Here is a 12,243-nt window from a genome sequence, read left to right on the forward strand (position 1 = left end):
CGACCTTAATGAGCGGTCATTTCTTCAGCGATTTCATTACCGTCTAAATCGGACGGGTAGTAGGTCGGCCAGTGAGAGACTTCTTCCAGCAGTGCTTCGCGATCATTGCCCCAGTAAAGGTGAAAGTGATGCGCGTCGGTTGGGTAGATAGCGTGGTCGCTGAATTGAATGTACTGAGGAAGATTTTCAGCGCTCTCACCCTCTAACTCGAAAATAAACCGCACGCCACGATTGCCTGCGTCGTAGGTTAAAATCTCGTAGCCGTCGTATTGATACTCGCCCGTGCTCTCTTCGCCGTTTTCGTAGAAGGTAATGTTATTGCCTTCAATAATGATACGGTCAACCGCTGTTTGGTAACCGGTGTCGTAGTACTCCTTGTACTCTTCAGCCGTTTTATCGCCATGCTCGGCTTTATGAGCAAATACCTCATCCAGCGTACCATCTTCTAAATAGGGATAGACGGACTGCCAATCGCCTTCCCAGTCGGATAGCGGGCGGTCCGCCACTTGGTCATCACTGAAATGTCCGGAGTAGATATCGCTGTTGTGGTCGTGGTCATGAGAGTGATCGTGCGAATGATCATGAGAGTGGCCATGATCATGGTCGTGGTGTTCATGCTTGTCATCTGCAACCACCGGCTGAATACCCGCCAATGCCAGCAAGCTGATGGCTAAGGCGCTGAGTGCTTTTGATGAAAGTAATGGCATTTTTCAGACTTCCTTTTTCAGAGAATGAATGGTTCTTAAATCAGCACAAAAGATACACTATAACATAACATAAATCAAACAAAGCATGTTGGCCTGAAACGTTAAAGCACCTAACGCTTCTTGGCGGCAAGCGGGTCGACCATCATCGTACCGGCCATGCCAGGTCCAGCAAGCACAACGGAGCAATTATCACTAGTCAACCAGTCGCCAAACTTGGTCGAAGTAGAAATCATTTTCGAAGAAGTTATGCGTTATATAGCTTTTATTAAAACAACATAAATTAGAAGTCGGCGCCATTTCATTGACAGTCAAAACAGCTTAACTATAAAGAGCTTAACGCTCTCTTTATTTGGCGAGACATTATATATGGTGCTCTTAACAATCATTGTTATTTTAACTATTTCCGCTTCTTTCCTTTGTTCGATACTTGAAGCCTCATTGCTGTCGATTACACCAAGCTATATTGCTCAGCTTAAAGAAGAGCGTCCTAAATTACATAAAGCACTTGATACATTAAAAGCCAACATCGACCGCCCGCTTGCGGCCATTTTAACGCTTAACACTATCGCTAATACGGCGGGCGCGACGGGGATAGGCGCTCAGGTAGCCGCTGTATTTGGGGATGTGTATGTCGCTGTCGCCTCGGCAGTTATGACCATTCTCATTCTGGTATTTTCAGAAATTATCCCTAAAACGTTAGGTGCCAACTACTGGCGCCGTTTGGCTCCTTTTCTGCCTCCTATTTTGAATACCTTAATGGTGGTGTTAATGCCCTTTATCTGGCTATCAAAAATGATTACTCAACGGCTGGGTGAGGCAGATGAAGGCATTGATGTGCGCAGTGAAATAAAAGTATTAGCGCGCGCAGGCCTGGAGGAAAAAGTGATGGATAATGATGAAACACGCACGATCACTAATATCCTTAATCTGCATGAGATTCCGGTGACCAAGGCGATGACACCACGCGCCGTCAGTGAAACGGTCACCCCAGAAATGACGGTGAGCGCTTTCGATGATCGCTTCGGCAAGCTCTCTTTTACGCGCTACCCTGTGATGGATGCAAACGAGCAGGCGTTAGGCTATGTACACAAGCTTGATGTTTATCACGCCGAGCCAGGCCAAACCATGCAAACGTTGATGCACCCAATGGGGACCATCGCCGATAGCGCAAGCGTTGAGCAGGTATTTACCGACATGCTAACCAGCCGTCACCATATGCGTGTGATCCATGATGAACATGGGACATGGCTTGGCATTATTACCCTTGAAGACGTTATCGAAACGATCTTGGGTCAGGATATTGTGGATGAAACGGATAAAATTCAGAACCTTAGAAACCATGCAAAGCAGCGTTGGCTCAAGCAAGTAACGTCCGATACGCCCCTTCACTAGCTGACCCTTAGCGAATATTTTAACCCCCTATGGCTGAAAAATAATGTGTCTCGCCACGTACCGAGTTTACGCTTATAGTCACTAACAATAAGCGCTTAGGCTACATGGTGGAGGCCCTTTATGCTGCTTTATGGACTGAGTTTATTAGCCGGTATTGTGCTTTTAACGCTAGGTGGCGAAGGATTGATTCGCGGCGCCGTCGCCGGGGCCAAACGGCTGGGCGTATCACCGCTGTTTACCGGATTGGTGATTGTCGGCTTTGGTACCTCATCGCCTGAACTGGTGGTCTCGATCCATGCCGCCATGAACCAGCAGCCCGACATTGCGATTGGCAATGTGGTCGGCAGCAATATCGGCAATATCCTGTTGATTCTGGGCCTTTGTGCACTTATCTGCCCGCTGACCACCCAGCCCCAAGCGCTTAAGCGCGATGGGTTGGTAATGATGCTCGCCACTGGGCTGTTTATTCTTTTAGCGTTTAACGGCAGCCTGGGGCGTTTCGATGCAGCGGTGCTACTCGCAAGCCTGGCGGCTTATCTGGTATGGGCCTACCGCAGCGAAAGCGGCCAGCACTCCCCTTCTGCCGAGCTACACACGGCCGAGGCAGAAGAAGTGACCCAACTGCCCAGCAGCACGATGTTTATCGTGGTGGCTTTAATCGGCGGGTTGGCTCTACTGATCGGCGGCTCCCAATTGCTGCTTTATGGCGCCGTCGGCATTGCTCAGGCGCTGGGGATTTCAGAAGCGGTTATCGGGCTTACCATCGTGGCTATCGGCACCTCACTACCTGAACTCGCGGTATCAGTGATCGCGGCGCTGCGGCGTCATGCTGATGTGGCAGTGGGCAACATTCTGGGCAGCAATATCTTTAATTTACTCGGCATACTGGGCATCTCCGCCTCTCTTCAGCCGCTACCGCTTGTTGAGCGCATGGCATCCTTTGACCAGTGGGTAATGCTGGGCGCCTCTGCGCTGCTGATTGCTTTCCTCTATACCGGCCTACGTTTATCACGTGGTGAGGGGTTATTGCTCCTGGTAGGATATATAGCGTATTTAGCGGCCAGTTTTACGGTGATTAGTTAGGCTTTTTACGACAACGGCTTGCGCTCGACTATAACGGCATTAAAGGCATAAGGAAGCACAATGATCCTTGGTACTCTGGGGCCTGAAGGCAACAATCATGCGTTGATTGCTGGGCACTATCTCAAGCGTCGGGCACCGCAAGGCGGCCAATGCATTTTCTTCGACACGTTTGAGGCGGCTTTCGAGGCACTGCTGGCCGGAGAACTAACCCATGTACTGCAATGTACGGCCCACTTCAGCCATGCCGACTGCGTAGGTCGCTATATGCATCGCGCCTTTCCAGTCGATACGTTTATTGCGGGCAGTAAGCCGCTGGCGCTGCTCGCCCGTCGTGATGCTTCCGAACCAGAACATATCGCGCTTCAGCCTGCCACGCGTTACTACACTGATTTAAGCGCGTTCAAGACGATCATTGAGGCACCGACAACCGTCGACGTTGCCAATGGATTGATTGAAGGTCGTTATCAGGCCGGTATTTGTGCAGAAGAAGCACTGGCCCAGGCACCTGATACGCTAACCTTGGTACGCTCGCTAGGACCGGCCATTGATAGCTGGGTTATCTACGCCACCGAAGCGCTGAATGAGGATTCGCCGCTGCATTTATAGCGTGTATTGGCAGCGGCGAACCCGGCAAGCTAGAGTGCGAAGATAATCAGCGCGCCCACCACCACAAGCGCCAGGCGCAGCCAGAGCGCTTTATGGGCAATGATGCCAAAGGAGATCGCCCCCAAGCCTATGGCCACCTTGGCGGTATCGAACAGCGCACCAGCGGGGTCAAAGGCAAGCCGAATCATGTCAGGATTAGCGACCATTGCTAACGGAATGATATAAAGCCCAATGCCCAGCGCCATGGCCTTCAACGCTACCTTAAGCCAGTTCTCTCCCACCATGCCCGCCGCGATAAAGACACCACCACACACCGGCGGTGTAATCGTCGACAGTAGCGCATACCAGAAGACAAACAAGTGCGCGAGTAACGGCTCAAGCCCCAGCGATGTCAATGCAGGCCCCGCCACCGAGACACAAATGACATAGGCGGCCGTGGTGGGGACTTCCATGCCCAGAATCAAACACGCCAGTGCCGTCAACAACAGCGCCGGCCACAGCATATCGTTGGAAAGCGACAGGATACCGGAGGTAATTTTTACCCCAAGCCCAGTCAGCGACAGCACGCCTATCACCAGCGAGGCGCAAATAATAATCGCGCCAATCATCGCAATCTGCCGCCCAGCGGTCACCATGGCAAGCATAAATCGGGTTATAAAACCGGAAAGAGAAAAACGCAGTGTGACGTTAAAAAACAGCAGGGCCAAACTGGCGAAAATGGCAATGCTCGCCGCATACTGAGGGGTGTATCCGCTGATAAAAATACACGCCAGCAGCAACACAAACGGGACCGCAAAAAATAGCGAGGTAATCAGCACCTCTTTACGGCTGGGCTGATCGCTTTTATCCAAAGGCTGCAAATCATGCCGAGTCGCGTAAGCATTAATCCCCATCCAGACCGTTAGAAAGTAAAGAAACGCCGGTAAAACAGCCGCCGCCATAATCTGTGTGTAGGGGGTTCCAGTGAGCTCCACCATGACGAAAGCCCCCGCTCCCATCAAGGGCGGCATGATTTGCCCACCCGAGGAGGCCACGGCTTCCACCGCCCCTGCCAGGGATTTCGGATAACGCAAACGCACCATGGAAGGAATGGTAATGGCCCCGGTAGACGCCACATTGGCGGAGGCCGACCCGGAAATGGACCCCATCAGCGCCGAAGAGATCACCGAGACTTTCGCCGCGCCACCGGTTAATCGGCCCGCCACAGCACTTGCCAGATTCATAAACCCTTGGCCTGCCTCGCCCGCGTTAAGCACCGCGCCAAAAATAACGAAAATCGCGACAACGCCTACACTGACACCGGTCAGCGACCCCCAGAGCCCACCTTCGGCAATGGTAAGCGTACCCACCATGCTCTGTAGGGGAATACCCGGATGACCAAATGTACCGGGAACATGCTGCCCTAAGGCGCCATACAGCAAGGCAAGTAATGCCACCAACGGCAGCGGCCAACCAATGGCTCGCCGAGCCGCCTCAAGTGCCAACGCGATTAGAAAAACGCCAATAGCCATTTGCAGATGGCTGTCGATAAACCCGTACTGATTGGCAAGCGCCGCTTCGTTAAGCGCGATATAGCCACACGCCGCGACACCTAGCGCTGTTAGTATCCAACCACTTGCCCGCTGCCAAGGCGTTTTCGCCATAAAGATCAACACCCACGGCAGCAGTAGCGCCATATGCAGCGGCCGGCTAATCAGCGCCGGGGTCAAACCGTAAAAGATAAGTCCCAGATGAAAGGCCACGCTTAAGCTGCCCAGCGCTACCCAGCCACGAGCGGCAGGAGCCTTATCGCTTGATGTTGCCGTTGAAAAAAGAGTCATGCCTTATGCCTGTTGAAAACTAACCATCAATAAATAGCGACGCCACGAAGAGCGCTTCGTGGCGTCGGCACTGCTTAGAAGAGAATTAACGTAGCGACTCAGGAACCTCGACACCGACTTCGTCGTAATAACGCAAAGCACCAGGATGCAGCGTCCCTGTCATATTGGCGAGCTGCTCAGGGGATATGCCATTCCACCATGCAGCTTCTTCAGCCATGGCATCACGGCGCTCCCAAAAGGTTTTCGTCAGCATGTAGGCAGTATCGTCATCCATTTGTGATGTGGTATACGCCATGACCGGCAACGAGGTGGTCTGTACATCCTCATCAATACCGGGATAAGTGCCACCAGGGATGGTCTGGCGCGCTGCACAGGTCATCTCGATTTGCTCATCGGTGAGGCTCACCATCGCAATCGGCATACTGGCGGCCACTTCAATGATATTGGGCGTTGGATAGGAGCTGGCCGTTACAAACCCATCAATCTGACCGTTTTTCAGCGCATCGGGGCCACTGCCTAGCGCAGCATCCGCTATCTGCACATTCTCCTCCAACCCGAACAGGCTTAGGTAGCGTTCGGCTTCTCGAGCGCCGAAGGTGCCGCGGCCGATTAGAAGGTGCTTGCCTTCAAGCGCCTCAATACCTACAGCGCCTGTATCTTCCGCCAAGATGAAGTGCATGGTAATTGCGGGGATGGGAAACAGGCCACGAATCTCCTGAAAACGCGGGTTCTGGCGTTCGGCAAACGGCCCTTCACCGGCCATTGCTTGCTCAACTAAAGCCGGAGGCGTGGTAAAAACGTAGTTACCCTGACGCGCCATCACTTCCATTACGTTTTGAACCGAACCCTGGCTCTCTTCCAGCGTAAGAACGATGTCATCATTCGTACCCTGGCGGATGGCTTCAGATAACTCCACGCCCATTTGATAATAGGCGGTCCCCGCCGTAGCAGATTTATAAGTAACCCGTGTATCCGCCTGGGCCGTGAAACTTAGTGAAAGTGTGGTGACAACCAGTAAAGGCGTACATAGAGCAGAGCGTAGAAAAGGGAGCATGGGCAATTCCTAATATTCAGCGACCTTAATGGTCTGATTTTTTTGTCGCGCTGAAGGTGTGGCGTATCTCAACAAGCCAGGCTACGAGCCGCATCTGGCTCAGCCAACATAGCATGTAAAGTGCCCGCCAGGAACGCTCCTCAGGCCTAAAATGGACTGGCCGACGCTCGCCCTGAGACTACCCGTCATACAAGCGGTCTGACCTGGAAACTACCAGCCCAACGTCTACATAAAATTAATAAAAATGGATGCTAATATAAAACGTCATTAAACGTTCGTTTTATTAACCCTTCGTCTTATTATTATCCATTCATTATCATGGGATGATTCAGCAATAGCAGCGTGACACTTATTCATTGCTAAACGGCACAGATATTTATTAAGTAACTTACTGTTAACAAAACGGATAATTTATAAAAAAGCCATCATCGTTTAGTGACCGCTTTTTTTGATTTTATTTTGTCTTTAGCAGCCAAACGGGTTGTTACATCTACCTCTATCATTAATGCCTTCTAATAAACTTAAAAAAGGATAATACACTATGTTGACGCAGCATCATGAGCCAGGCCAGCCACGGGTTTCTCGTCGCTGGCTTTTTTTGTTAGCCGCTTTGCTATCGTTTTATAGCACCTCGACCCTGGCAGTCACCGGCGAGCTCGATTTAACCTCATCGGCCGTTGGCTTTTTTGCCGTCGCGATTTTTGTACTCGCGTATGCCCTGGTGATGGCGGAAGAAAAGATTCATATGCGCAAGTCCAAGCCGGTCTTGGTGGCGGCGGGGATTATCTGGTGTCTTATTGGCTGGGTGTACGTTCAAAACGGCATGTCTGACACGTCAGAATACGCGTTTCGTATGACGCTTTTAGAGTTCACCGAGCTAATGCTGTTCCTGCTGGTCGCGATGACCTATATCAACGCCATGGAAGAGCGTCGGGTGTTCGACGCGTTACGCTCCTGGATGCTGCGTAAAGGATTTAGCTATCGCACGCTATTCTGGCTGACCGGTGGGCTAGCCTTTGTCCTCTCCCCAATTGCCGATAACTTAACCACAGCACTTCTCATGTGTGCAGTAATCACCAAGGTTGCTGAAGGCGATAAGCGCTTTATCAATTTGGCGTGTATCAATATCGTCGTCGCCGCCAATGCCGGAGGGGCGTTTAGCCCCTTTGGCGACATCACCACACTGATGGTATGGCAGGCTGGGATTATCCATTTCCAGGAGTTCTTTACGCTCTTTTTACCCTCTCTGGTTAATTTCTTGATTCCTGCAATAGTAATGAGCCTGTGTATTAAGAATCAAAAGCCCACCAGCGTGTATGAAGATGTTCAGCTAAAGCGTGGCGCAAGGCGGATTATCGTACTCTTTTTGCTGACTATTTTAACGGCGGTTATCTGCCACACGTTCCTGCATTTGCCACCGGTGCTTGGCATGATGACAGGGCTTGGCTACCTTCAATTCTTCGGCTTCTACCTACGCAAAAGTCTACCCCGCTCGCTGGAGCGTAAGCGTGAACGCTACAGTCGTCATGGTGATAACAAGAAGCTGGCGCAGTTGGGTAGCGTGGTACCGTTTGATGTCTTTAACCGCGTGGCGAGGGCCGAGTGGGATACTTTGCTATTCTTTTACGGCGTGGTCATGTGCGTGGGCGGTCTTGGGTTTATGGGCTATTTGAGCCTGCTTTCCGACATGCTTTATACAAATTGGGATGCTACCTGGGCCAACATTGTGCTTGGGGTGGTTTCCGCCGTGGTCGATAACATTCCGGTGATGTTTGCCGTTCTGACCATGCAGCCGGAAATGTCGCACGGTCACTGGCTGCTGATTACGCTAACCGCCGGGGTAGGCGGCAGTCTGCTTTCCATCGGTTCTGCCGCAGGCGTTGCGGTAATGGGGCAGGCGCGGGGCTCTTATACGTTTATGGGCCATTTGCGCTGGGCACCGGTTATTGCGTTGGGCTATATCGCCAGTATTGCGGTTCATTTGTGGCTTAACGCAGAAAGCTTTCTCAACTATTAATACGCGTCCTCTGTTGGCTCGGCTTTCCTCTTCGCATAACGCCCTGAACCGGGGCGTTATCGCTTTTAATAGCTTTCAAATAAGTATTCGATGGGCGTGGGCCGTCCAAAAAGATAGCCTTGGTAGCGGTAACAGCCATGACCTTTTAACCAATCCAACTGCTCTTTTTTCTCTACGCCCTCCGCCACCACGGTTAACCCCAGGCTCACCGCCAGGAGAATGGTGGTATCGACAATCGCCGCATCGGCTTTATCCGTTAGCAGTTCGCGAATAAACGATTGATCAATTTTCAGCTCATCCAGAGGCAGCCGTTTAAGGTAGCTAAGCGAAGAGTAACCCGTGCCAAAGTCATCAATGGCAAAGCGAATACCTTGGGCGCGCAATTTAAGCATCGTATTGCGTACGCGTGTTGGCTCGCGCATTAGCAGACTTTCCGTTACCTCCAAGACCAGCCGCCCTGGCGGTGCCTGGGTCTGGGCAAGCAGGCCCTCCAGGTTGCGTACAAACTCAGGCTGTTGAAACTGGACAGAGCTAACGTTAACGGAAATGGTTAACGCCGCATAAGAGGCTTGATTGGCCCATTTGGCAAGCTGTTCACAGGCAGACTGAAGCACCCAGTAACCAATGGGCACGATGAGTCCATTCTCTTCCGCCAGAGGAATAAAGGTGGATGGCGGCACCCAGCCACGCTGAGGGTGATACCAGCGTAAAAGCGCTTCTACCCCGGTCGTTTTACCTTGATGATCAACCTGCACCTGATAGTGCAGTGCCAGTTCCTTGCGCTCCAGAGCGTGACGTAAATCGCTTTCAAGGTTGGTCCGCTCAATGAGGCTCGTTTGCATATCCTGATTAAAAAAGCGCAGCGTGCTGCCGCCCGCCGTCTTAGCCTGCTGTAACGCCAGGTCGGCCTGTTGTAGCACGCTGTTCATACTGTGATCGGCACCATCGAACAGCGCAATGCCGATACTTGCATTAACCGGTAACGAGCGGTTAACACGCAGTTGGGCAACGGCGTCCAGCAACTGTCTGGCGGCACGCTCAGCGCTCAGAGCTGCTTCTGCTTGATGCTCGCCGAGTCTTGCCAGGAGGGCGACAAATTCATCGCCGCTGAAGCGTGCCAGCACCGCGCCCTCGGGTAAGTACTGGCGCAGCTGCTTGGCAACATCGATTAACAGCTGGTCGCCACTTTCGTGGCCCTGTATATCGTTGACCAAATGAAAGTTATCCAGGTCGATCACTAACAGGGCGCTATACGGGCGCGTGGTATTTTCCTGTTCGATCTCCCAGGTCAGCGACTCCATCAATAAACGCCGATTGGGTAGCCCTGTCAGCACATCATAAAATGCCAGATGATTAGTGCGTGACTGCATTTCCAGGTAGTCCGTCAGCTCGGTTGAAATACCGCACAGGCTGGCAGGCGCACCCGGCGACAATGCCAATGGCATCTTGATGGTTAAGAAAGTGCGCACCTGATCGCTGCTTCGCAGGACATTGCTCTCTTCAATGGTGACCTTTCTACCTGACTCCATTACGCTGCGATCGACCTGAGCGATTTCGTGCGCGGTCGTACTGTCAAAAAAGTCGTTATCGCTTTTGCCCAGGATTTGCTCTGCCGGTAAACCAAATAGCTCGCTCACCTTTTGATTTACAAACTGATAACGCAGGGACGGCGTTTTAATATAGATATACGCATCAACGCTATCCAAAATGGTTGCCAGCATTACTTTATTGGCGTTGAGCTGCTCTCTGTTAGACGCCATGCGCCGTTTAAGCCACAGCGCACCGCCCAGCACGATAATGCAAAAAGTGGCCAGCAGCCAAAGACACCACCATAACCAAACGGGGATAGCTTCGGGCGGCTGCGCTTCAGCACGCCAGGCACGCAACGTGCTGAAATACTCAGAATGAGGATCCCGCTTCCAGCGGCGCAGCACTTGGTCAATACGTTCCAACACTACATTCGATAAGGCAGGCGAGCCTGCGTAGAAAAGCCGAATCGGCTGAAAGATAATCGCCGTTTCATACAGCCCGTAATTATGCGCGCGCCAATCGCCAAACAGGTGATCCGAGACCGCCAAATCAGCCTGCCCCATTGCGACGGCCTGGAAGCCTTCCGCATAGCTATCGACAGCCATCCAGGAGACCATCACATCAAAGCGCTCCGTTACCGCTGCCAAATAATTCTGTTGAATAGATCCCTGCACTACCGCAATACGCTTGTTCTCAAGGTCAAGAATCGCCTCAACGCCCTCGCCTTCGTGCTGATAGAGCTGCGACCAGCTGTGCATGACGGGTTCACTATGAAACGTAAAGCGTTGAGCACGTTCTTCACTCCAGGCGACATCAGGCACGAGATCGATGTCGCCCTGCTCAAGCAGGTTAAGGCAATGCTGAAATTCACAGGCGATGGTTTCCAGCTGCCAATCCTCTTGCTTGGCAATCGCTTCAAGCAGCTCACCCAAAATGCCCCGCAGCTTCCCCCTATCGTCGACAAATAGCTTGGGGGGATTGTGGTAGGCCCCCACCAACAAGGTCTCATTAGCCAGGCTCGAAAAAGCGAGGCCGCATGACCCAAGCAATACGCCTGCCGTGACAGCCCATCGCCGAGGGCGGTGTACCGCCATCCCGTATTTAGGCAAACGTAGCATTTCCCGGGAAACAAACATCGCGAGCATAATAAGGATTACTCGCCAGGCATGGTAAGTGGCCCGGCACGCTCAACCACCCGCTGCCAGGCAGGGTTGGTTTCAATGCGTTCAACAAAACCGGTAATGGCCGGATATGCAGCCAAAGATCTTGTTGCCTGCATGGCCTGAAGCGGAAAGCTCATTTGGATATCAGCACCGCTTGGCCACTCACCCGCAAAGCTACCTTTTTGGACTAAGTGATTTTCGATAAAACTCAGATGTTGCTTGAGCTGAGGATTTAAGAAGCGCTGACTAACCGTATCACCGATACCCTTAGCCAGCGGCTTAATAAACCACGGAGACTGTTTAGGCACCTGCTTAAAAACCAGCTGCATAACTAATAAAGGCATTAAGGAACCTTCGGCATAATGTAGCCAATACCGATAATCCACCCAGTCATGAGTTTTATCAAGAGAAGGTTGCAAACGGCCATTACCATAAGTCTGTATTAGATAGTCAATAATGGCACCAGACTCTGCGACCACAAGTTCGCCATCCGTAATAACTGGCGATTTACCTAAAGGATGAATACTTTTTAATGCTTCAGGCGCTTGCTGGGTTTTAGGATCGCGCTGGTAAACATGTATTTCATACGCTAGTTCTAGCAACTCTAGAAGCCATAAAATTCGATGAGAACGCGACTTTTCCAAATGATGAACGTGGATCATATAATACTCCATGGAAGCGACGTGCTATGCAGGCCTTGCGCCCGCGCCCGTTATCCTTTTTCTTGCAAGCATATTCAGCTTAGCAGCGTTGCCTACCAGGGAGTAAATATCTAAGTAAAAAAGACTTACATTACAAATTTATGTTCGACGTACGCCGCAGGCGCGCCAAAATATCTGTAAACGCGCCACTAACCACATCTTCTCAAGCT

9 protein-coding genes are annotated in these 12,243 nt (G+C 51.6%); 4 read left to right on the forward strand and 5 right to left on the reverse strand.

The features are described from left to right. Positions 1-5: 5 nt before the first annotated feature. A complete protein-coding gene (locus ACT3XD_RS10755; RefSeq protein WP_192537985.1) occupies positions 6-707 on the reverse strand; it encodes a metal-binding protein ZinT in 702 nt (233 codons plus the stop codon). Positions 708-1,073: 366 nt separating this feature from the next. On the opposite strand from ACT3XD_RS10755, the gene ACT3XD_RS10760 reads away from it, so the two are divergent. From ACT3XD_RS10760 to ACT3XD_RS10770, 3 genes are all read left to right on the forward strand, one after another. Further along, complete coding sequence (locus ACT3XD_RS10760) at positions 1,074-2,099, forward strand: CNNM domain-containing protein (protein WP_192537986.1); 1,026 nt, start codon at positions 1,074-1,076, stop codon at positions 2,097-2,099. Positions 2,100-2,222: 123 nt separating this feature from the next. Beyond that, positions 2,223-3,182, forward strand: a complete 960-nt coding sequence (locus ACT3XD_RS10765; RefSeq protein ID WP_192537995.1) for a calcium/sodium antiporter — start codon at positions 2,223-2,225, stop codon at positions 3,180-3,182. Positions 3,183-3,242: 60 nt separating this feature from the next. Beyond that, positions 3,243-3,788 (forward strand): hypothetical protein, encoded by a 546-nt coding sequence (locus ACT3XD_RS10770; protein ID WP_192537987.1) that lies wholly within the window; start codon positions 3,243-3,245, stop codon positions 3,786-3,788. Between the two features lie 29 nt (positions 3,789-3,817). Here ACT3XD_RS10770 and ACT3XD_RS10775 read toward each other — a convergent pair whose 3' ends face one another. Together ACT3XD_RS10775 and ACT3XD_RS10780 are read right to left on the reverse strand one after the other, a co-directional pair. Next, positions 3,818-5,608, reverse strand: a complete 1,791-nt coding sequence (locus tag ACT3XD_RS10775) for a TRAP transporter permease (protein ID WP_192537988.1) — start codon at positions 5,606-5,608, stop codon at positions 3,818-3,820. Between the two features lie 85 nt (positions 5,609-5,693). Beyond that, positions 5,694-6,662 carry a TAXI family TRAP transporter solute-binding subunit gene (locus ACT3XD_RS10780; protein ID WP_192537989.1) on the reverse strand — a complete coding sequence of 323 codons (969 nt, stop codon included), beginning with the start codon at positions 6,660-6,662 and terminating at the stop codon, positions 5,694-5,696. A 541-nt stretch (positions 6,663-7,203) separates the two neighbouring features. Between ACT3XD_RS10780 and nhaD the strand changes: the two genes are divergently transcribed. After that, complete coding sequence (gene nhaD / locus ACT3XD_RS10785) at positions 7,204-8,679, forward strand: sodium:proton antiporter NhaD (protein ID WP_192537990.1); 1,476 nt, start codon at positions 7,204-7,206, stop codon at positions 8,677-8,679. A gap of 65 nt (positions 8,680-8,744) precedes the next feature. Here nhaD and ACT3XD_RS10790 read toward each other — a convergent pair whose 3' ends face one another. Both ACT3XD_RS10790 and ACT3XD_RS10795 read right to left on the reverse strand, forming a co-directional pair. Beyond that, complete coding sequence (locus ACT3XD_RS10790) at positions 8,745-11,345, reverse strand: EAL domain-containing protein (RefSeq protein WP_412767944.1); 2,601 nt, start codon at positions 11,343-11,345, stop codon at positions 8,745-8,747. 17 nt (positions 11,346-11,362) lie between these two features. Continuing rightward, entirely contained in the window at positions 11,363-12,034 is a 672-nt protein-coding gene (locus tag ACT3XD_RS10795) for a glutathione S-transferase (protein ID WP_192537991.1), read from the reverse strand. Between the last annotated feature and the right edge of the window lie 209 nt (positions 12,035-12,243).

The organism is Halomonas sp. AOP7-B1-5 (genome assembly GCF_052353045.1).
In the GTDB taxonomy this organism is placed as follows: domain Bacteria; phylum Pseudomonadota; class Gammaproteobacteria; order Pseudomonadales; family Halomonadaceae; genus Vreelandella; species Vreelandella colorata.